Here is a 21,153-nt window from a genome sequence, read left to right as displayed (position 1 = left end):
TTCCGCTCTCTTTCCCTGCTTTACCTTTCCTTCTTTCCTCCTCCCCCCCCCCCCCCCCCCCCCCCCCCCCCCCCCCCCCCCCCCCACGGTGCGAGATCAGCCTGCTTTTGGATCCCTTCGGTGATGAAATTCTTTTAATTCACCAACCTGTTAATTTTCCCCGCCCCAGGACTGTAATTGGCTTGCCAGTAGCGAAACGCTGGCTTTAGCATCGAGGTCATGCCGTTTCCAACTGCTTTAGTCTGATAAACCGTCCTATCGACGGTTTCTATCGCACAAACACACTGCACCCAGACTGCAGGACCGATATAATGCGGCCCTTTGCCGTCGTTTCGTCGATTCGACGTGTGGCCGCCGTTTCCGTGGAAGAACCTATGAAAAGCGCAGAAATCCGTGAAGCCTTCCTCCGCTTCTTCGAAGAGCAGGGACATACTCGCGTTGCCTCCAGCTCCCTGATCCCGGGCAATGACCCGACCCTGCTGTTCACCAACGCCGGCATGAACCAGTTCAAGGACTGCTTCCTCGGCCAGGAAAAGCGCGCCTACACCCGCGCGGTGAGCAGCCAGAAGTGCGTACGCGCCGGCGGCAAGCACAACGACCTGGAAAACGTCGGCTATACCGCCCGTCACCACACGTTCTTCGAGATGCTGGGCAACTTCAGCTTCGGCGACTATTTCAAGCGCGATGCAATCACCTTCGCCTGGACCTTCCTGACTTCGGACAAGTGGCTCAACCTGCCGAAGGAAAAACTGTGGGTCACCGTCTATGCCAGCGACGACGAGGCCTACGACATCTGGACCAAGGAAGTCGGCGTGCCCGCCGAGCGCATGGTGCGCATCGGTGACAACAAGGGCGCCCCGTACGCCTCCGACAACTTCTGGACCATGGGCGACACCGGCCCGTGCGGCCCGTGCACCGAGATTTTCTACGACCACGGCGCCGACATCTGGGGCGGCCCACCCGGCTCGCCGGAAGAAGACGGCGACCGCTACATCGAGATCTGGAACAACGTCTTCATGCAGTTCAACCGCACCGCCGATGGCGTCCTGCACCCGCTGCCAGCGCCGTCGGTGGACACCGGCATGGGCCTGGAGCGTATCAGTGCGGTGATGCAGCATGTGCACTCGAACTACCAGATCGACCTGTTCCAGAGCCTGTTGGCCGCGGCTGCCAAGGCCATCGGCTGCAGCAACGACGAGCAGCCTTCGCTGAAAGTGGTCGCTGACCACATTCGTTCCTGCGGCTTCCTGATCGCCGACGGTGTGCTGCCGTCGAACGAAGGTCGTGGCTACGTGCTGCGTCGCATCATTCGTCGCGCCTGCCGCCACGGCAACAAGCTGGGCGCCACTGGCAGCTTCTTCCACAAGATCGTTGCCGCGCTGGTCGCCGAGATGGGCGAAGCCTTCCCTGAGCTGAAAAGCCAGCAGGCGCACATCGAGCGAGTGCTCAAGACCGAAGAGGAGCAGTTCGCCAAGACCCTGGAGCAGGGCCTGCGCATCCTCGAGCAGGACCTGGCCCAGCTGCAGGGCAAGGTTGTACCGGGCGACGTGGTGTTCAAGCTGTACGACACCTACGGCTTCCCCATGGACCTCACCGCCGACATCGCCCGCGAGCGCGAACTGACCATCGACGAGGCCGGCTTCGAGCGTGAAATGGAAGCCCAGCGTGAGCGTGCCCGCTCCGCCAGCGCCTTCGGCATGGACTACAACAGCCTGGTCAAGGTCGATACCGCCACTGACTTCCTCGGCTACGATGCCACCGAAGGGCAGGGCAAGGTCATTGCCCTGTACAAGGATGGCCAGGCGGTCGAGCAGTTGGGCGAAGGCGAAGAGGGCGTGGTGATCCTGGATCGCACCCCGTTCTACGCCGAGTCGGGCGGCCAGGTGGGTGACTGTGGTTACCTGCAGGCCGGCGCCGCGCGCTTCGATGTGCGCGATACCACCAAGACCGGTGGCGCCTTCCTGCACCACGGTGTGGTTGCCAGCGGTGCGCTGACCGTTGGCGCAGCCGTCGACGCGCGTGTCGATGCCGATGTCCAGCACGCTACCTCGCTGAACCACTCCGCCACCCACCTGCTGCACGAAGCGCTGCGCCAGGTACTGGGCGAGCACGTACAGCAGAAGGGCTCGCTGGTCGACAGCCAGCGCCTGCGTTTCGACTTCAGCCACTTCGAGGCGGTCAAGCCTGAGCAGATCAAGGCGCTGGAAGATATCGTCAACCGTGAAGTGCGTCGCAACACCGAGGTGCAGACCGAGCTGACCGACATCGAGACCGCCAAGGCCAAGGGCGCCATGGCGTTGTTCGGTGAGAAGTATGGCGACACCGTGCGCGTGCTGAGCATGGGCGGTGACTTCTCCGTCGAACTGTGCGGTGGCATCCACGCCAAGCGCACGGGCGACATCAGCCTGTTCAAGATCATCAGCGAAGGCGGCGTGGCCTCTGGCGTGCGCCGTATCGAAGCGGTCACCGGTGCCGCCGCGCTGGCTTACCTGAACGCTGCCGAAGAGCAGGTCAAGGAAGCCGCGCAACTGGTCAAGGGTAACCGCGACAACCTGATCGACAAGCTGTCGGCTGTGCTCGAGCGCAACCGTCAGCTGGAAAAGCAGCTTGAGCAGCTGCAGGCCAAGGCCGCCAGCGCCGCCGGGGACGATCTCTCCAATGCGGCCGTTGAGGTCAAGGGCGCCAAGGTGCTCGCCGCCCGCCTGGATGGGCAGGATGGCAAGGCCTTGCTGGCGCTCGTCGATCAGCTGAAGAACAAGCTCGGCCATGCAGTGATCCTGCTGGGCAGCGAGCATGAGGGCAAGGTCGTGCTGGTGGCTGGCGTGACCAAGGACCTCTCCGGCCAACTCAAGGCTGGCGATCTGATGAAGCAAGCCGCTGCGGCGGTGGGTGGCAAGGGTGGTGGTCGCCCGGACATGGCCCAGGGTGGTGGCGTCGACGTCGCCGCGCTGGACAATGCCTTGGCCCTGGCTGTGCCGTTCGCCGAGCAGGGACTTTGAGATGAGGCGACCGTCGGTCTAGTCGGCGGTCGCTTCATGTTGGATTGTTTTTTGGGGCCCCTTGGGGCTGAGGCACCTTTGAAATGGCGTTGATCGTACAGAAATTTGGCGGTACCTCTGTCGGTTCCATCGAGCGGATCGAGCAGGTAGCCGACAAGGTCAAGAAATTCCGTGAGCAAGGCACTGACCTGGTGGTAGTGCTGTCGGCCATGAGCGGCGAAACCAATCGCCTGATCGACCTGGCCAAGCAGATTACCGACAAGCCAGAGCCTCGCGAGCTGGACGTGATTGTTTCGACCGGTGAGCAGGTCACCATCGCCCTGTTGACCATGGCGTTGATGAAGCGTGGCGTGCCTGCGGTGTCGTACACCGGCAACCAGGTGCGCATCCTCACCGACAGCGCGCACAACAAGGCGCGCATCCTGCAGATCGACGACCAGAAGATCCGCGCCGACCTCAAGGCCGGCCGCGTGGTCGTGGTTGCAGGTTTCCAGGGCGTCGACGAGCACGGCAACATCACCACGCTCGGCCGTGGTGGCTCCGATACCACCGGTGTGGCACTCGCAGCGGCCCTGAAGGCCGACGAATGCCAGATCTACACCGATGTCGATGGCGTCTACACCACCGACCCGCGTGTCGTGCCCCAGGCCCAGCGCCTGGAGAAGATCACCTTCGAGGAGATGCTGGAAATGGCCAGCCTCGGCTCCAAGGTGCTGCAGATCCGTTCGGTGGAGTTCGCCGGCAAGTACAACGTCCCGCTGCGCGTGCTGCACAGCTTCAAGGAGGGTCCGGGTACCCTCATTACCATTGATGAAGAGGAATCCATGGAACAGCCAATCATTTCCGGTATCGCCTTCAACCGTGATGAGGCCAAGCTGACCATTCGTGGCGTCCCGGACACTCCAGGCGTTGCCTTCAAGATCCTCGGCCCGATCAGCGCGGCGAACATCGAAGTCGACATGATCGTGCAGAACGTTTCGCACGATAACACCACCGACTTCACCTTCACCGTGCACCGCAACGAGTACGAAAAGGCGTTGAGCGTGCTGGAGAACACCGCCCGTGAAATCGGTGCGCGTGAAGTGGTTGGTGATACCAAGATCGCCAAGGTGTCGATCGTTGGCGTTGGCATGCGTTCGCACGCGGGTGTTGCCAGCCGCATGTTCGAAGCCCTGGCCAAGGAGAGCATCAACATCCAGATGATCTCCACCTCCGAGATCAAGGTTTCGGTAGTGATCGAAGAGAAGTACCTGGAGCTGGCCGTTCGCGCGCTGCACACCGCGTTCGAGCTCGATGCTCCTGCCCGACAGGGCGAGTAAGGCGTTGCCTGAGAGGGCGCGGCTTGCCGCGCCCTTCGTGTTTCTGGCTGCCGGTCGCACCCTTGTCCAGGTGCTGCTGGCGGTTGGTCCGGGCCAGTGCCGTCGTCCACGGTCGGGCCCTGCTTAATCAAAGACTGTTGTCCCTGAAGTTACATGTGAGGAGAAAACTATGCTGATTCTGACTCGTCGGTGCGCCGAGAGCCTGATCATTGGTGACGGTGAGATCACCGTGACGGTCCTGGGTGTCAAAGGCAACCAGGTGCGTATCGGCGTGAGCGCGCCAAAAGAAGTGGCCGTTCACCGTGAGGAAATCTACCTGCGGATCAAGAAAGAGAAGGACGAGGAGCCAAGCCTTTAATTTTTTTGAAGTTTTTTTCAAAAAAAGGGTTGCAAACGAGGAAGGGTGTGTTTAATATTCGCCTCGTGTTGCGGTGAGGTGGCCGAGTGGCCGAAGGCGCTCCCCTGCTAAGGGAGTATACCTCATAAGGGTATCGGGGGTTCGAATCCCCCCTTCACCGCCATTATTTGCCTAGAGCGCTTATAGCGATCTGAATGGCACAGAAAGACACGGACTCATAGCTCAGCTGGATAGAGTACTCGGCTACGAACCGAGCGGTCGCAGGTTCGAATCCTGCTGAGTCCGCCACTTTTGAAGTGGTTTTGTTTACAAAGCTGCTTCAAGTAACCAGTGGTAACCTGGTCTAAAACTACCAACCACGGACTCATAGCTCAGCTGGATAGAGTACTCGGCTACGAACCGAGCGGTCGCAGGTTCGAATCCTGCTGAGTCCGCCACTTTTGAAGTGGTTTTGCTTGCAAAGGCACTTCAACAAGCCAGTGGTAATCTGGCCTAAAACTACCAACCACGGACTCATAGCTCAGCTGGATAGAGTACTCGGCTACGAACCGAGCGGTCGCAGGTTCGAATCCTGCTGAGTCCGCCATACCTGAAAAGCCCGCTTATTCAAGCGGGCTTTTTCTTTTTCGGCATTCACTGATTCTGTCCACGCACGACTAGACTCACGTTGATAGCCCGATCCCGAACAGCCCTTATGTGCATGTGATTTTTGTAAGCCTCAGGCCGTCGCACTGTTGGCTTCGAGTGTTGTCACAGCTTTATTGCGCAAACGATTGTTCTGGCCAAAATTTTAAGCGATCCGACAGCTGACACCGTGTATGATTGCGCCCGTCAGCCCCGCCGGGGCTTGTGGAATACCACCATGGACTTACCCAGTAGTTACTCCCTAACACGCTTCATGCAGCAAGATCTGATCGATTGATTCTCCCGGCGTGCTCCGCTGCTGGGGGTGGAGTTCGCCTATGACCGAAGTAGAAGTAAAGAAAGCTCAAGACAGCCTGCAGGATCGCCTTGCCCAGGTGATCGAACTGCTGCAGCGCCAGCGCGTGGTCGAGGACCTGACGCACCGTCAGGAAGGCCATCACCACGACCTCGTGGAAAACCTCGTCCACCGGCAGAACCTCGTCGAACTGCAGCGCAAGCTCGATGACCTGCACCTCGCCGACATTGCCTACATCCTCGAAGCCTTGCCGCTGGAAGACCGCCTGACGGTCTGGCAGCTGGTGCGCTCTGATCGTGATGGCGACATCCTGCTGGAAGTTTCCGACGCCGTCCGCCAGTCCCTGATCGCCGACATGGACGATCACGAACTGCTCGCCGCCGCCAAGGAAATGGACGCCGACGAACTCGCCGACCTGGCGCCGGAGTTGCCGCGCGACGTCGTCCATGAGTTGATGGAAAGCCTCGACGCCCAGCAACGTGAGCGCGTGCGTTCGGCGCTGAGCTATGACGAGGAGCAAGTCGGTGCACTGATGGACTTCGAGATGGTGACCATCCGCGAAGACGTCAGCCTGGAAGTGGTACTGCGCTACCTGCGTCGGCTCAAAGAGCTGCCGGGGCACACCGACAAGCTGTTCGTGGTCGACTACGACGGTATCCTCAAGGGCGTGCTGCCCATCAAGCGGCTGCTGGTCAACGACCCGGACAAGAAAGTCGCGGAGGTCATGGCCAATGACCCGGTGGTTTTCCACCCCGAGGAAGATGCCTATGACGCGGCCCTGGCATTCGAGCGTTATGACCTGGTGTCCGCGCCGGTGGTGGACAAGAACGAGCGCCTGATCGGCCGACTGACCATTGATGAAATGGTCGACCTGATCCGTGAGGAAAGCGAGAGCGAAGTGCTCAACATGGCAGGTCTGCGCGAAGAGGAAGACATCTTCGCCTCGGTCTGGCGCTCGCTGCGCAACCGTTGGGCCTGGCTGGCCATCAACCTGATTACGGCCTTCCTGGCGTCCCGGGTGATCGGCCTGTTCGAAGGTTCGATCGAGAAGCTGGTGGCCCTGGCTGCGCTGATGCCGATCGTTGCCGGTATCGGTGGTAACTCGGGTAACCAGACCATCACCATGATCGTGCGCGCGATGGCACTGGACCAGGTGTCGCCGGGCAACACCAGCCGCCTCATGCGCAAGGAGTTGGCGGTTTCGCTGCTCAACGGCCTGATATGGGGTGGGGTGATCGGCGCGGTAGCATTCATGCTCTACGGCAGTTGGTCGTTGGGCCTGGTGATGACGGCGGCCATGACCCTCAACTTGTTGCTGGCGGCCCTGATGGGGGTCTTGATTCCGATGACGCTGACCCGCCTGGGTCGCGACCCGGCCATGGGCTCCAGCGTGATGATCACTGCTGTGACTGACAGCGGCGGCTTCTTCATTTTCCTGGGATTGGCAACGCTGTTCCTGCTCTGAGTGGTGGAATAGCGGCAACAAAAAAGCCAGCTTTCGCTGGCTTTTTTGTGTGTCGATGCTTTGGGTCAGGACGCGTCAGCAGCCATTTCCACATCGTGTGCGATCAGCGCAACCAGTGCGTTCTGCTGGCGATGGGACAGCTGGCGGAAGCGTTGCAGCAGTTCGCGCTCGTGCAGGCTGAGCTCTGGGCTGTCCAGGCGCATGCTCAGTTCGTCGCCCAGCGCGCCTTCCTGGATAAGACTCTGTTCCAGGCGCGCGATGATCTCGGAGTTCATGCTGCGGTGATGGTTGCGCGCTACCTCGGCAATGCGCTCACGCATTCCGTCTGGCAGGCGGACGACGAACTTGTCAGCGGTGCGGCTCGAATAAATAGCCTGTTTCAATGGGCGCATATAAATTGACCGGTTGTTCTGGTTCAGGGGAAGCGGTTCGCAAATTGGCCGCACGGTGGAAGTACGACCGCGGCGACGACAAAATGTTCAACCGTAATGTAGTTTCGGGTTTTCATCTTGCCTCATGTCGCCGATTCCTTGGCGTCAATTCTGTGACAAATAGTGGCTCCGGTACAGGCTTTTTGCCAGTACCAATTATCAGAAATGAGTACTGGTTTGAAAAGATTCACATTGACGCAGACTGCAGGTGCGTCAGACCTTTGTCGTCAAAATCTGGTAACTGGCAGCAAAGGTTAGGGAAAAACCCTAGAATGCGCAGGTTCCCACACCTTGAGCATAGTGGCTATGCAATATGACGCAAGCGGCGCACCGTCCTCAAGAGGGCGGTTGATATTCCTGATGGGACCATCGGGCTCGGGCAAAGATTCCCTTATTGATGCCGCACGCGAGCGGCTTGCCAGGCACGGTGTCGACGTTGCCCGAAGGGTCATAACCCGTTCCGCCGAGGCCAAGGGGGAGAGTGCGCTGGGAGTGACCCTCGAGCGCTTCGAGGCCATGCGCGCGGCGGGCGAGTTTGCCCTGTGCTGGGCGGCCAATGGCCTGTGCTATGGCATTCCTGTCCAGGTGGAGGAGCGCCTCGCCGCCGGCCGTTCGGTGCTGGTCAACGGCTCGCGGGGATACCTGAACGAAGCCCGGCAACGCTACCCGGACTTGCTGGCGGTCGGCCTGGCCGTTGTACCTGGGGTACTGCGCCAGCGCTTGACTGCTCGCGGTCGGGAAACCGCCGAGGAAATCGAACAGCGCCTGGCCCGTGGCGCTCGGCTGCAGGCCTACGATCCCTCGGTGCATGTGCTGGATAATTCGGCAGCGCTCGATGTCGCCGTCGAGGCGCTGTTCGGGGTGCTGCGTCAGGAGGGTGTCATCGGCCAAGTGCAGGGAAGCGACTGACGTGCAAAATGCCCGATAGAAACATGACAAATGCCGATGCGCTGGGTAACATGCTCGCCGTCCCTGCCGTGCAACGTCCGTTGCCGGCCCCTGTGTCTCAGTAGCTCAATTGGATAGAGCATCCCCCTCCTAAGGGGAAGGTTGGCAGTTCGAACCTGCCCTGGGACGCCATTCACACCCTCCATTACCCGCCAACTCAACGCTGTTCGCCGACGCGCGCTCCTGTGTGGGCGGTGTGCGGTCGGGTGTAACCGAGCGCGAAGAAGGCGACCAGGCCGAAAATCAGCCCCCAGAACGCGGCGCCCAGGCCAAGGAAGCTCATGCCAGAGGCCGTGACCAGGAACGTGATCAACGCAGGCTCACGCTGCTTTTCATCGGCCATTGCACCGGTCAGCCCGGTTGCGATGGCGCCGAACAGCGCCAGGCCGGCGAGGGCGGCGATCATTTCCCGGGGCAGGGCGGCGAACACCGAGGCCAGGGTGGCGCCGAAGGTGCCCATCAGCAGATAGAAGGCGCCACAGGCAATGCCGGCGATATAGCGCTTGTCGGGGTTCTCGTGGGCTTCGCGGCCGGTGCAGATGGCTGCGGTGATCGCTGCCAGGTTGACCCCGTGGCAGGCGAACGGTGCCAGCAGCAGCGAGCCGATGGCGGTCACCGAGACGATCGGGCGTGCGGCGGTCTGGTAACCGGCGGTACGCAGCACGGCGATACCCGGTACCGACTGGCCTGTGAGCGACACCAGCGCCAGCGGCAGGCCAATGTTGACGATGGCATGCCAGCTCCACTCCGGCGCGGTCCAGAGCGGGACGGCCAGCTCCAGCACCAGTGCGCCCGTATCGAGTTGGCCCATGCTGGTGGCGAGCCCGCAGCCAACCACCAGCACCGAGAGGATGGCGTAGCGGGGCGACAGGCGCTTGAACAGCAAGTACGCCGCGAGCATCGAGAGGACCAGCAAGGGTTGCAGGCGGATGGAGCTGAACAGCTCGGCGCCGAAGCGGAACAGGATGCCGGCGAGCATGGCGGCGGCAATCGCCTTGGGCAGGCGGCGCATCAGCTTGTCGAACGCGCCGCTCAGCGCGATCACGGCGATCAGCAGCGAGGCAACGATGTAGGCCCCCACGGCCTGCGCCAGTGACACGGTCGGCAGCATCGACACCAGCAGCGCCGCGCCGGGTGTCGACCACGCGGTGATCACCGGCACTCGCAGTTTCCAGCTCAGCAGCAAGCCGGTCAGGCCACTGCCGATGGAGATCGCCCAGATCCACGAGGCGGTCGCCTCATTGCTGAGCTGGGCCTGATGGGCGGCCTGGAACACGATGATCAACGGGCCGGCGTAGGAGATGATCACTGCGATCAGGCCGGCGACCAGCGCCGAAAGCGAGAAGTCTTGTCTGAGTCTGTCCATGACGAATTGCCGATTCCCTGTAGCAAGGCGATTGAGGTGGGCTGGATTGAATCCCGATACTTGCCCGCTGTCGAGTGCTGCAGGGGCGCCAGGGGCAGCCTGTCCTGCCTCGAGAGGCGTGGCCCTGGGAAGGCCACGGTCTGGCTTAGAGCTCGATAGCCTTGAGCTCGTCGCTTTGCTGTGCGCCCTGCGCCTGCTGGTCGAGCTTGGCCAAGGCCTTGGACTCGATATCATCCTGCATTCGCTGAGCGATCTGCTCATCGATCAGCGCTTTCTTCTCCGGTGGCAGCGCGTCGTACTCCTCCTCGGTCAGGCCTAGCTCCTGGAGGAATTTCTCCTTGATCTTCTCCGCCGGCGACTTGTCCATGTAGTCGCGGAATTCCTGCAGTGCATCGCTGGGCTGCTGCTTGTCGACGCTGGCCTGCTGGCGTGCGGCAACGTCCGGGTTCTGCAGCATGACCATGAGCTTGGCAAAGGCCTCCTTACGGTTGTCTTCGCTGTTGTGCTGCGAGGTGCTGCCCTGGCTGTTCTGCTGTGCGGTGGCGCCGCTGGCGGCGGCGATCGGCTGGAACGGCAGCGCCTGTGCCAGCGCCTGTTCGTTGCCGGTGCGGCTGGATGGCTGCACTGCGGGCTGCCAAGGCATCCCGTTGATTGAACTGAGCATGTCTCCTCCTTGAATGGGTCAATAAACGCGTTCGAAGTGGCAAAAGCTGTGCCAGCGCGCCAACTCGTCGAAATAGCCCGCCCGGGCTATTCCGGCAGCGCTGTACTGGGCATATGCTTGCCCCCCAGAGGAACAGGATTGCCGACTGCGGCAATCACGATGAACATCCGCAGCACCGTGACCGGGGCGCAGTTGCCGGATACCAAGGAGAGCGTCCATGAGTCAGGCACCAAGGCCGGTACCGGCCGGCTTCAGCGAGCAGCAACTGCACACTTTGTTCGATCTGATCAGCGACGGCATCTGGGACTGGGATGCCAACACCGGCTACGTCTACCGCAACCCAGGCTGGTACGCGATGCTGGGTTACGTCAGCCACTCGATGGCCAATTCGGTCCTGACCTGGGAGAGCGTGATCCACCCGGAAGACTTCCCCCGGGTGATGGCCCACTTCGAGGCCTACATCAACCAGCGCAATGAGCGCTACCGTATCGAGTACCGCTGCCGCTGCCAGGACGGCAGCTACCTGTGGATCGAGGACAGCGGCCACATCATCGCCCGTAACGAAGATGGCTCGGTGGCACGCATGCTCGGTGCCCATCGCAACATCGATGCCGGCAAGCGCCTGGTCGCCGAGCTGGAGCAACGCAATCAGTCGCTGGAAAGCCAGGTGGCCGAGCGCACCCGCGAGCTGTCCTGGGTCAACCAGCAGTTGCAGCGTCAGCTCGACGAAAACCGTGAACTGGCCGAGCGTGATGCGTTGACCCGTACCGCCAATCGCTATCGCCTGGAAAAGACCCTGGAGCAGGAATGCGAGCGCGCCCGTCGCTACCGCCAGCCCCTGGCGGTCATCGCCATGGACCTGGATGACTTCAAGCCGATCAATGACCTGCACGGTCACGCCCGTGGCGATGCTGCGCTGGTCGAGGTGACCGAGTGCATCCGCGAGTGCCTGCGTGCCCAGGACCTGCTGGCACGTTGGGGCGGGGATGAGTTCGTGGTGGTCCTGCCGCAGACGGCCTTGGAGCAAGCAAGCGAAGCGGCGCGCAGGATACGCCAGGCCGTGGCGTCCATCGCACCGGTGGGCGATTGCCAGCTGACCATGAGCTACGGCGTGGTGCAATGGCAGGGCGGGGAGGATCAACACGCCGTGCTGGCCCGTGCCGACAAGGCGCTGTACCGGGCCAAGGCGGCCGGCAAGAACGCCATCGTCGAATAAAAAAATGCCCGCAGCGTCTGGTAACGCTGCGGGCCAAATCGGCTATTGCCGCTTCAGTGTCTCTAGATGTGCAGTGCGTGGCCAAGGGCGCGCAGCGCCGCTTCCTGCACGGCTTCACCCAGTGTCGGGTGGGCGTGGATGGTGCCGGCGATATCTTCCAGTCGAGCGCCCATCTCCAGTGACTGAGCAAAGGCGGTGGACAGCTCGGACACCGCCACCCCCACCGCTTGCCAACCGAGGATCAGGTGATTGTCGCGGCGCGCCACCACCCGCACGAAGCCGCTCTTCGACTCCAGGCTCATGGCCCGGCCGTTGGCGGCAAACGGGAATTGCGCGACGATGCAGTCCACGCCCTGTTGGCTGGCCTGTTCCGGCGTAGTGCCGGCCACCACCACTTCCGGGTCGGTGAAGCACACGGCGGCGATTGCGCTGGGCTCGAAGCGCCGCGCCTTGCCGGCGATGATTTCCGCCACCATCTCGCCCTGGGCCATGGCCCGGTGCGCCAGCATCGGCTCGCCGGCCACGTCGCCGATGGCCCAGACGTTGCGCATGCTGGTCTGGCAGCGCTCATCGATGGCGATGGCCGCCCCGTTCATCTTCAGGTCGAGGCTTTCCAGGCCAAAGCCCTGGGTACGCGGGCGACGACCCACGGCCACCAATACCTGATCGGCCTCCAGGCGCAGTTCCGCGCCCTGGCCATCGCGCGCCAGCAGGCAGCCGTCGGCATAGCCCTCGACGCTATGGCCCAGATGAAGCGCGATGCCCAGCTTCTTGAGCGAGTCGGCCACCGGTGCAGTGAGCTCGGCGTCGTAGGTGGGCAGGATGCGATCGCGGGCTTCCACCACGCTGACCTTGGCGCCCAGCTTGCGGTAGGCGATGCCCAGCTCCAGGCCGATATAGCCGCCGCCGACCACCACCAGGTGCTGCGGCAGGGCCTTGGGGGCAAGGGCTTCGGTGGACGAGATGATCGGCCCGCCGATCGGCAGCATCGGCAGTTCCACGCTGTTCGAGCCGGTGGCCAGCAACAGGTGCTCGCACTGGATGCGTTGGCCATCCACCTCGACGCTCTTGCCATCGAGGATCTTCGCCCAGCCGTGGATGACTTTCACGCCGTGTTTTTTCAGCAGGGCGGCGACGCCGCTGGTGAGGCGGTCGACGATGCCGTCCTTCCACTCGACGCTGCGGCTGATGTCCAGGCGCGGCGACGATACGCTGATGCCCAGTGCCGACGGCTCGCTGTAGCGGCTGGTCTGGTGGAACTGCTCGGCCACATGGATCAGCGCCTTGGACGGGATGCAGCCGATGTTCAGGCAGGTGCCGCCTAGCGCCTGGCCTTCGACCAGCACGGTGGGGATGCCCAGTTGCCCGGCGCGGATGGCGGCCACATAGCCGCCAGGGCCGCCACCGATGATCAGCAGGGTGGTGTCGATGATCGGTTGCATGGTCACTCCACGAACAGGCAGGCAGGTTGTTCCAGCAGGCCGCGCACGGCCTGGATGAACAGTGCGGCATCCATGCCGTCGACCACGCGATGGTCGAACGAGCTGGACAGGTTCATCATCTTGCGCACGACGATCTGGCCATCGATCACCACCGGCCGTTCGACCATGCGGTTGACGCCGACGATCGCCACTTCCGGGGTGTTGACCACTGGCGTGCTGACGATGCCGCCCAGCGCGCCGAGGCTGGTCAGGGTAATGGTCGAGCCGGACAGTTCTTCACGGGTGGCTTTGTTGTTGCGTGCGGCATGGGCCACGCGGGCAATCTCGCTGGCGTTGCTCCACAGGCTGCCGGCTTCGGCATGGCGCAGCACCGGGACCATCAGGCCGTTGTCGCCCTGGGTGGCGATGCCCACATGCACCGCACCGTGGCGGGTGATGACCTGGGCCTCGTCGTCGTAGGTGGCGTTGATCTGCGGGAAGTCGCGCAGGGCGACGACCATGGCGCGCACCAGGAACGGCAGCAGGGTCAGCTTGCCACGGCTATCGCCGTGCTTGGCGTTGAGTTGCTGGCGCAGGGCTTCGAGCGCAGTGACGTCGATTTCCTCGACGTAGCTGAAGTGGGCGACGCGACGCTTGGCGTCCTGCATGCGCTGGGCGATCTTGCGGCGCAGGCCGATCACCGGCACCTGCTCGCTGTCGGTGCGCTTGCCGTAGCCGCCCGGTGCTTGCCCGCTGGTGCTCTGCGGTTTGCTGATGAAGGCGTCGAGGTCCTCATGCAAGATGCGCCCGGCAGGGCCGCTGCCATGCACGTAACGCAGTTCGATACCGGCATCCAGCGCACGTTTGCGCACGGCGGGCGAGGCCAGTGGCTTCTCGTGCGCTTCGCGCGGCACGATCACTGCGGCGGTGTGGCCCGCTGCAAGCTGAGGCGCTGTTTCGACGCGGGGCTCGGGCTTGGCTTCGGCCTTCACTGGTGCGGCAGGCGCTTCCACCGGCTTGCTCTGTGGCGTATCGACATGGTTGCCGCTGCCTTCGACTTCGATGCGGATCAGCTCGCTGCCGACCGCCATCACTTCACCCGGCTGGCCGCCCAGGGCCAGCACCTTGCCGCTGACCGGCGAAGGGATTTCCACGGTGGCCTTGTCGGTCATGACATCGGCCACCACCTGGTCTTCGGCGATCATGTCGCCGACCTTGACGAACCACTCGACCAACTCGACCTGCGCGATGCCTTCACCGATATCCGGCATCTTGATGACGTGCGTGCCCATTCAGACCTCCATGACCCGTTTCAATGCCGCGCCTACCCGTGAAGGACCAGGGAAATAGGCCCACTCCTGTGCGTGAGGGTAGGGGGTGTCCCAACCGGTGACGCGCTCGATCGGCGCTTCGAGGTGATGGAAGCAATGCTCCTGGACCAGCGATACCAGTTCGGCACCGAAGCCGCAGGTGCGGGTCGCTTCGTGCACGACCACGCAGCGGCCGGTCTTTTTCACCGACTCGACGATGGTCTCCAGGTCCAGCGGCCAGAGGCTGCGCAGGTCGATGACTTCGGCGTCGACGCCGGTTTCTTCAGCGGCCACTTGCGACACGTACACAGTGGTGCCGTAGGTCAGCACGGTGACGTCGTTGCCCGGGCGGGTGATCGCCGCCTTGTCCAGCGGCACGCTGTAATAGCCATCCGGTACGCTGCTGTGCGGGTGCTTGGCCCAGGGGGTAACCGGGCGGTCGTGGTGGCCGTCGAACGGGCCGTTGTACAGGCGCTTGGGCTCGAGGAAGATCACCGGGTCATCGCACTCGATCGAGGCGATCAGCAGGCCCTTGGCGTCATAGGGGTTGGACGGCATGACGGTGCGCAGGCCGCACACCTGGGTGAACATCGCTTCCGGGCTCTGGCTGTGGGTCTGGCCGCCATAGATGCCGCCGCCGCAGGGCATGCGCAGGGTCAGCGGCGAAATGAACTCGCCGGCCGAGCGATAGCGCAGGCGTGCCATCTCCGAGACGATCTGGTCGGAGGCCGGGTAGAAGTAGTCGGCGAACTGGATCTCGACCACCGGGCGCAGGCCATAGGCGCCCATGCCCACGGCGGTGCCGACGATGCCGCTTTCGGAGATCGGCGCATCGAACACCCGCGACTTGCCGTACTTGGTCTGCAAGCCCTCGGTGCAGCGGAACACGCCGCCGAAGTAGCCAACGTCCTGGCCGTAGACCACCACGTTGTCGTCGCGCTCAAGCATGACATCCATGGCCGAGCGCAGGGCCTGGATCATGGTCATGGTGGTGGTGGACATGGCGTTTTCCAGGTCAATGCTGTTGTTGTGATCGTTCATCTCAGACCCCCAGTTCCTGGCGCTGACGGCGCAGGTGGTCGGGCATTTCCTTGTACACGTCCTCGAACATCGAGGCCGCGCTGGGGATATGGCCATTGCTCAGGGTGCCGAACTGCTCAGCGTCCTTCTGCGCCTTGATCACCTCGGCCTCCAGCTGTGCGCTGACCGCCTGGTGCTCCTCTTCGGACCAGTGCCCGGCCTTGATCAGGTGCTGCTTGAGGCGGGCGATCGGGTCGCCCAGCGGGAAGTGGCTCCAGTCGTCCGCAGGGCGGTACTTGGACGGGTCGTCCGACGTGGAGTGCGGGCCTGCGCGGTAGGTGACCCATTCGATCAGCGTTGGGCCCAGGCCGCGACGGGCGCGTTCGGCGGCCCAGCGCGAGGCCGCGTAGACGGCGATGAAGTCGTTGCCATCGACCCGCAGCGAAGCGATGCCGCAACCGACGCCACGGCCGGCAAAGGTGGTCGACTCGCCACCGGCGATGGCCTGGAAGGTCGAGATCGCCCACTGGTTGTTGACCACGTTGAGGATGACCGGGGCACGGTACACATGGGCGAAGGTCAGCGCGGTGTGGAAGTCGGACTCGGCGGTGGCGCCGTCACCGATCCAGGCCGAGGCGATCTTGGTATCGCCCTTGATCGCCGAGGCCATGGCCCAGCCGACCGCCTGGACAAACTGGGTGGCGAGGTTGCCGCTGATGGTGAAGAAGCCGGCTTCGCGCACCGAGTACATGATCGGCAGTTGGCGGCCCTTGAGCGGGTCACGGGTGTTGGACAGCAGTTGGCAGATCATCTCCACCAGCGACACGTCGCGGGCCATCAGGATGCTCTGCTGGCGGTAGGTGGGGAAGCACATGTCGGTGCGATTCAGGGCCAGCGCCTGGCCGCTGCCGATGGCTTCCTCGCCCAGGCTCTGCATGTAGAAGGACATTTTCTTCTGGCGCTGGGCCACGACCATGCGGCTGTCGAAGATGCGCGTCTTGAGCATGGCGCGCATGCCTTGGCGCAGCACCTGCGCGTCGATGCCCTCGGCCCATGGGCCAACGGCGTCGCCGTGCTCGTTGAGCACGCGGACCAGGCTGCCGGAAAGGTCGGCAGTGTCGGCAGGTTCTACATCGATGGGCGGTTTACGGACTTGACCCGCGTCGTTCAGGCGCAGGTAGGAGAAATCGGTCTGGCAGCCTGGCCGGCCTGTAGGCTCGGGCACATGCAGACGCAGGGGGGCGTACTCGTTCATGCTTTTTACGCTCGCTCGGCTGTTGTTTTTGTGAGCTTTGAAGCGGTCGCCGCTGACTGCCGGCTTGTGACTGGCAGGTCAGCGTCTGTTACATCATAGGGGGACGGCAGGAGAATATTTCTCTCAAGTTCATTGCCTTTGTCCGATGGTGGAGATAAACATTCCGTACAAACACAAAAACCAGGTGAATTTGTCTCATGCGCAAACTGGATCGCACGGATATCGGCATTCTCAACAGCCTTCAGGAAAACGCGCGGATCACCAACGCCGAGCTTGCGCGTTCGGTCAATCTGTCCCCCACCCCCTGTTTCAATAGGGTCAAGGCCATGGAAGAGCTGGGGGTGATCCGCCAGCAAGTGACCCTGTTGTCGCCCGAGGCGCTGGGGCTGGACGTCAACGTGTTCATCCATGTCAGCCTGGAGAAGCAGGTGGAGCAGTCGCTGCACCGGTTCGAAGAAGAGATCGCCGAGCGCCCCGAAGTGATGGAGTGCTACCTGATGACCGGCGACCCGGATTACCTGCTGCGGGTGCTGCTGCCCAGCATCCAGGCGCTGGAGCGCTTTCTCGATTACCTGACTCGCTTGCCGGGGGTGGCCAACATCCGCTCCAGCTTCGCCCTCAAGCAGGTGCGCTACAAGACTGCGCTGCCGTTGCCGGCCAATGGCATGACCTTGCGTGAGCACTAGGGGGCGGCGCGCACTGCCCATCTGCTTGAAGTTTGCAACGGCCCAAGCCAATGTTGCGCCCGGCGCCATTCCCGGCCCGCCCATCCCCCAAGAAGGACAGCGTCATGACGACCGAAGGCCCGTACAACCAGGCAGAGCACCTGAAGGGCATCGACGAGATCGAGTGCGTTACCCCAGACTTCAACGGCGTGGCTCGCGGCAAGGTCATGACCGCCGAAGGCTTCTTAGAAGGCCGACGCCTGCAGATGGCGCGCGGGGTGCTGCTGCAATGCATCATGGGTGGCTACCCGGCGGCGAAATACTATGGCAGCGACGACAGCGACCTGGCGCTGGTGGCCGACCCTGCGCAGATCCATCGCCTGCCCTGGAGTGACGAGCCTCGAGCCCTGGCCATCTGCGATGCGGTCGAACTCGACGGCACGCCGTCGCAGCTGTCCAGCCGCGGCCAGCTCAAGGCGGTGATTGCCCGTTACGCCGAGCATGGCCTGGCGCCGGTGGTGGCGACCGAGCTCGAATTCTTCGTATTCGCCCCCAACAGCGACCCGCAGCAGCCGTTCCAGCCGCCGCTGGGCAAGGATGGCCGCCGGGAGATGGGCCATTCGGCATTCAGCGTCAGCTCCAACAACGGCCTGCGGCCGTTCTTCAGCGAGGTGTACCGGTGCATGGCGGCGCTGGGCCTGCCGCGCGACACCTTCATGCACGAGATGGGTGTCAGCCAGTTCGAGATCAACCTGTTGCATGGCGACCCGCTGCTACTGGCCGATCAGACCTTCCTGTTCAAGCACCTGCTCAAGGAGGTGGCGCTGCGCCATGGCCTGACCGTGGTGTGCATGGCCAAGCCGCTGGCGCATACGCCCGGCAGTTCGATGCACATTCACCAGAGCCTGGTGGACATCGCCAGTGGTCGTAACGTATTCAGCGATGAGCAGGGCAGGGCGACCGACACCTTCCATCATTTCATTGGTGGCCTGCAGGCCTGTCTGGCCGACTTCACCGCGCTGTTCGCGCCCAACGTCAATTCGTACCAGCGCTTGTGCCACCCCTACGCTTCGCCGAACAACGCCTGCTGGTCGCACGACAACCGCGCCGCGGGCCTGCGCATTCCGGCCAGTTCGCCAGTGGCGCGGCGGGTGGAAAATCGCTTGCCCGGCGCCGACGCCAACCCTTACCTGGCAATTGCCGCCAGCCTTGCCGCCGGCTTGCATGGCATCGAGCAGCAGGTCGCCCCCACGCCCGCGATCCAGGGCGAATTCGAAGTGCCCGAGCACCTGAGGCTGCCCTGCACCCTGCATGCGGCGCTGGAACGCCTCAAGCACAGTGCGCTGGCCCATGAGCTGTTCGGCAACGAGTTCATCGAAGGCTATATCGCCACCAAGACCCTCGAGCTGAGCGACTTCCTCGACGAGATCACGCCCTGGGAGCGGCGGGTGCTGGCGGCGCAGGCCTGAGCGCGACGCAAGCTGTAACGGGCCCGCCGTTGGCGATCTTTTTCGCCTGCGGGGGCCTGCGTCGCGGCAGATTTGCTTTTATGCTTGCCTGCAACCCACCGCCACCTGCGCCAGGAGCCCACGGGACGTATGCGAAATATCTGGAAGCCGTTTCAGTCGTTGTACTTCGCTGCCTTGATGATGCTGATCGGCTCGGGCCTGCTCAGTACCTACCTGGCCTTGCGCCTCGCCGCCGATCACGTCGACAGCCTGTGGATCGGCGCGCTGATGGCGGCCAACTATTTCGGCCTGGCGGTGGGCGGCAAGGTCGGCCACCGGCTGATTGGCCGGGTCGGGCATATTCGCGCCTATGCCACCTGTGCCGGTATCGTCTGTGCGGCGGTGCTCGGGCATGGCCTGACCAGCTGGCTACCGGCCTGGATCGGGCTGCGGATGATCGTCGGCCTGGGGATGATGTGCCAGTACATGGTCATCGAAAGCTGGCTCAACGAGCAGGCCGATGCCAAGCACCGTGGCGCGGTGTTCAGCGGCTACATGATCGCTTCTTATCTGGGGCTGGTGCTGGGCCAGCTGATTCTCGTGGTGCACCCACAGCTGGGGCCGGAGCTGCTGATGCTGGTAGCCATGTGCTTTGCCCTGTGCCTGGTGCCCGTGGCCATGACCCGGCGCATCCACCCCGCACCCTTGCGCCCGGCGCCGATGGAGCCGAAGTTCTTCATCAAGCGGGTGCCGCAATCGCTCTCCACTGTGCTGGGCTCAGGGCTGATCGTCGGTTCGTTCTATGGTCTGGCACCGCTGTATGCCACCAGCCAGGGCATGTCCACCGAGCAGATCGGTTTGTTCATGGGTAGCTGCATCCTGGCCGGCCTGGTGGTGCAGTGGCCGCTGGGCTGGCTGTCCGACCGCTATGACCGCGCGGTGCTGATCCGCAGCGTGGCAATCGGCCTGGCGCTGGCCTCGGCGCCCCTGGCGATCCTGCCAGGTGTGCCGCTGGAACTGTTGTTCGGTATCGGCTTCGTGATCTCGCTGCTGCAGTTCTGCCTGTATCCGCTGGCCGTGGCGTTTTCCAACGACCATGTGGAAAGCGAACGGCGGGTATCGCTGACCGCCATGCTGCTGGTGACCTATGGCGTGGGTGCCTGTATCGGGCCGCTGGCGGCCGGGGTGCTGATGAAGCTGCTGGGCCCGCAGATGCTGTATGCGTTCTTCGTGTTCTTTGCGCTGGTGCTGGTCTGGCGTATCCGGCCCAAGGCGGTTACCGGGCTGCACCAGGTACAGGATGCGCCGCTGGGGCACGTGGCCATGCCGGCGGCCGGTTCGCCACTGTCGGCGGCACTTGACCCACGGGTCGATGAGCAGACCGTGCAGGAGGTGATGCAGACGCCGGTGGCGGCAGAGGATACCGAAGCGGATGAGAAGGGCGTTGAGCCGTCTGTGCAGCCTGGCGCCGAGGTCGACAAGTCGGTCAGTTAGGTTGTGGCGGCCGACCCTTTCTTCGGTCGGTCGCTGCGCTGCAAACAAAAACGCCACCCTATGGGTGGCGTTTGTATGTCTGGCGGTTGATCAGTAGTCGTCTTTGTCGAAGCGTCGTGCTTCGCGCTGCAACTGATACACGAAACTCTCGATCTTGCGCTGTGCCTGGCCGTTGAGGTTGTGGAAGCGTACGCCGGCGAAGGTGGTGTTGATGCGCTCTTCGAAGTGCAGGTGGCGCAGTTCGACCATGGTGTCGGCCAGGCCCAGGGGGTTGGCGGCCTTGAAGCGTTCGTACACCTGGCCCAGTTGCAGGCGCTCCTCGACGTTGCCTTCGAAGCGCAATTTGCAGCCGGTGGCAGAGATGTCCAGCAGCTTGCCGCGCAGTGCGCCATTACCTTTCAAGTGGGTGCCGTCGAGGATGATGTCGACCAGCTGCGACAGCTTGAGTGCAGCGCGGAAGGCGCTGCGGCGCTGATGGTAGGTGACTTCGGTGGGCAACGGGCCGCGGTAGCAGCGGTGGCCGTCGATCTCGGTGATGGTCAGTGGCGTGTCGCACTCCCAGGCGATGCGTACGCCGTCATGGAAGCCTTCGACGCGGAACGCTTCGCCGTTCTCGATGTACTTTTCGCCATCGCGGGGGATCATTTCATCCAGAGCCAGAACGCCGGTGTCGCGGTCGATGTGCACCACATAGCTCTGGAACCGCTGGCTGCGCTCATGGAAGCTGATGATCAGCGGGTCGTGGCTCTCCAGCAGCTGGCGCAGGTTGGCCGCGATTTCCAAAGGGGTAGTGAGCACCTTTGGTGGCTGGGGGGCATCGGTTTCATTGAACAC

General features: G+C 63.0%; 17 protein-coding genes and 5 tRNA genes. 14 read left to right on the top strand and 8 right to left on the bottom strand.

All coding sequences use genetic code 11. From position 1 onward, the window contains the following. The first annotated feature begins 374 nt into the window (after window positions 1-374). From alaS to mgtE, 8 genes are all read left to right on the top strand, one after another. Window positions 375-2,999, top strand: a complete 2,625-nt coding sequence (alaS, locus tag ACO6VM_RS09555; protein WP_145964611.1) for an alanine--tRNA ligase — start codon at window positions 375-377, stop codon at window positions 2,997-2,999. Window positions 3,000-3,082: 83 nt separating this feature from the next. Continuing rightward, window positions 3,083-4,318, top strand: coding sequence for an aspartate kinase (locus tag ACO6VM_RS09550; RefSeq protein ID WP_110991909.1), 1,236 nt, complete (start codon window positions 3,083-3,085; stop codon window positions 4,316-4,318). Between the two features lie 169 nt (window positions 4,319-4,487). Then, window positions 4,488-4,676, top strand: coding sequence for a carbon storage regulator CsrA (gene csrA, locus ACO6VM_RS09545; protein ID WP_003254503.1), 189 nt, complete (start codon window positions 4,488-4,490; stop codon window positions 4,674-4,676). 72 nt (window positions 4,677-4,748) lie between these two features. Next, window positions 4,749-4,839, top strand: a tRNA-Ser gene (locus ACO6VM_RS09540). 48 nt (window positions 4,840-4,887) lie between these two features. After that, window positions 4,888-4,964: transfer RNA gene (locus ACO6VM_RS09535), tRNA-Arg, on the top strand. Between the two features lie 72 nt (window positions 4,965-5,036). Then, a tRNA-Arg gene (locus tag ACO6VM_RS09530) sits at window positions 5,037-5,113 on the top strand. Between the two features lie 72 nt (window positions 5,114-5,185). Beyond that, window positions 5,186-5,262 (top strand) — tRNA-Arg (locus ACO6VM_RS09525). Window positions 5,263-5,638: 376 nt separating this feature from the next. Continuing rightward, window positions 5,639-7,081 (top strand): magnesium transporter, encoded by a 1,443-nt coding sequence (gene mgtE, locus ACO6VM_RS09520; RefSeq protein WP_347148319.1) that lies wholly within the window; start codon window positions 5,639-5,641, stop codon window positions 7,079-7,081. A gap of 65 nt (window positions 7,082-7,146) precedes the next feature. Here the strand turns inward: mgtE and ACO6VM_RS09515 are convergent, their stop codons facing one another. Continuing rightward, entirely contained in the window at window positions 7,147-7,473 is a 327-nt protein-coding gene (locus ACO6VM_RS09515; protein WP_033699552.1) for an Arc family DNA-binding protein, read from the bottom strand. A 345-nt stretch (window positions 7,474-7,818) separates the two neighbouring features. Between ACO6VM_RS09515 and phnN the strand changes: the two genes are divergently transcribed. Together phnN and ACO6VM_RS09505 are read left to right on the top strand one after the other, a co-directional pair. After that, complete coding sequence (phnN, locus tag ACO6VM_RS09510) at window positions 7,819-8,421, top strand: phosphonate metabolism protein/1,5-bisphosphokinase (PRPP-forming) PhnN (RefSeq protein ID WP_422403183.1); 603 nt, start codon at window positions 7,819-7,821, stop codon at window positions 8,419-8,421. A 94-nt stretch (window positions 8,422-8,515) separates the two neighbouring features. Further along, window positions 8,516-8,592: transfer RNA gene (locus ACO6VM_RS09505), tRNA-Arg, on the top strand. A gap of 25 nt (window positions 8,593-8,617) precedes the next feature. Here the strand turns inward: ACO6VM_RS09505 and ACO6VM_RS09500 are convergent. Together ACO6VM_RS09500 and ACO6VM_RS09495 are read right to left on the bottom strand one after the other, a co-directional pair. Beyond that, window positions 8,618-9,826 (bottom strand): benzoate/H(+) symporter BenE family transporter, encoded by a 1,209-nt coding sequence (locus tag ACO6VM_RS09500; RefSeq protein ID WP_347148322.1) that lies wholly within the window; start codon window positions 9,824-9,826, stop codon window positions 8,618-8,620. A gap of 145 nt (window positions 9,827-9,971) precedes the next feature. Continuing rightward, the gene (locus tag ACO6VM_RS09495) at window positions 9,972-10,490 is read right to left on the bottom strand and encodes a hypothetical protein (protein ID WP_422403182.1); all 519 of its coding nucleotides are present in this window, start codon (window positions 10,488-10,490) and stop codon (window positions 9,972-9,974) included. Window positions 10,491-10,707: 217 nt separating this feature from the next. Here ACO6VM_RS09495 and ACO6VM_RS09490 point away from each other — a divergent pair, with 217 nt between their 5' ends. Further along, entirely contained in the window at window positions 10,708-11,706 is a 999-nt protein-coding gene (locus ACO6VM_RS09490; RefSeq protein WP_401056455.1) for a diguanylate cyclase domain-containing protein, read from the top strand. A gap of 62 nt (window positions 11,707-11,768) precedes the next feature. Here the strand turns inward: ACO6VM_RS09490 and lpdA are convergent, their stop codons facing one another. From lpdA to ACO6VM_RS09470, 4 genes are read right to left on the bottom strand one after another with little or no spacing between them, the layout of a single operon-like run. Beyond that, window positions 11,769-13,148: a dihydrolipoyl dehydrogenase gene (gene lpdA / locus ACO6VM_RS09485; protein ID WP_422403181.1), complete on the bottom strand. Its 1,380-nt coding sequence runs from the start codon at window positions 13,146-13,148 to the stop codon at window positions 11,769-11,771. Window positions 13,149-13,150: 2 nt separating this feature from the next. Beyond that, window positions 13,151-14,419 carry a dihydrolipoamide acetyltransferase family protein gene (locus ACO6VM_RS09480; protein ID WP_422403180.1) on the bottom strand — a complete coding sequence of 423 codons (1,269 nt, stop codon included), beginning with the start codon at window positions 14,417-14,419 and terminating at the stop codon, window positions 13,151-13,153. After that, the gene (locus ACO6VM_RS09475) at window positions 14,420-15,478 is read right to left on the bottom strand and encodes an alpha-ketoacid dehydrogenase subunit beta (protein WP_401056449.1); all 1,059 of its coding nucleotides are present in this window, start codon (window positions 15,476-15,478) and stop codon (window positions 14,420-14,422) included. Between the two features lies 1 nt (window position 15,479). Next, the gene (locus ACO6VM_RS09470) at window positions 15,480-16,712 is read right to left on the bottom strand and encodes a 3-methyl-2-oxobutanoate dehydrogenase (2-methylpropanoyl-transferring) subunit alpha (protein WP_125465001.1); all 1,233 of its coding nucleotides are present in this window, start codon (window positions 16,710-16,712) and stop codon (window positions 15,480-15,482) included. A 197-nt stretch (window positions 16,713-16,909) separates the two neighbouring features. Between ACO6VM_RS09470 and bkdR the strand changes: the two genes are divergently transcribed. From bkdR to ACO6VM_RS09455, 3 genes are all read left to right on the top strand, one after another. Beyond that, window positions 16,910-17,398, top strand: coding sequence for a Bkd operon transcriptional regulator BkdR (gene bkdR / locus ACO6VM_RS09465; protein ID WP_125465000.1), 489 nt, complete (start codon window positions 16,910-16,912; stop codon window positions 17,396-17,398). A 206-nt stretch (window positions 17,399-17,604) separates the two neighbouring features. Next, window positions 17,605-18,846, top strand: a complete 1,242-nt coding sequence (locus ACO6VM_RS09460; protein ID WP_401056776.1) for a glutamine synthetase family protein — start codon at window positions 17,605-17,607, stop codon at window positions 18,844-18,846. A 129-nt stretch (window positions 18,847-18,975) separates the two neighbouring features. Further along, entirely contained in the window at window positions 18,976-20,319 is a 1,344-nt protein-coding gene (locus ACO6VM_RS09455; protein ID WP_125464998.1) for an MFS transporter, read from the top strand. Window positions 20,320-20,409: 90 nt separating this feature from the next. On the opposite strand, the gene ACO6VM_RS09450 is transcribed toward ACO6VM_RS09455, so the two are convergent. Then, window positions 20,410-21,153 carry a flagellar brake protein gene (locus tag ACO6VM_RS09450; protein ID WP_401056444.1) on the bottom strand — a complete coding sequence of 248 codons (744 nt, stop codon included), beginning with the start codon at window positions 21,151-21,153 and terminating at the stop codon, window positions 20,410-20,412.

This window comes from Pseudomonas sp. GZD-209 (assembly GCF_049310485.1).
In the GTDB taxonomy this organism is placed as follows: domain Bacteria; phylum Pseudomonadota; class Gammaproteobacteria; order Pseudomonadales; family Pseudomonadaceae; genus Aquipseudomonas; species Aquipseudomonas sichuanensis.
The sequence above is the reverse complement of the archived record's forward strand: the minus strand, read 5'-3'. Positions and strand labels throughout refer to the sequence as shown.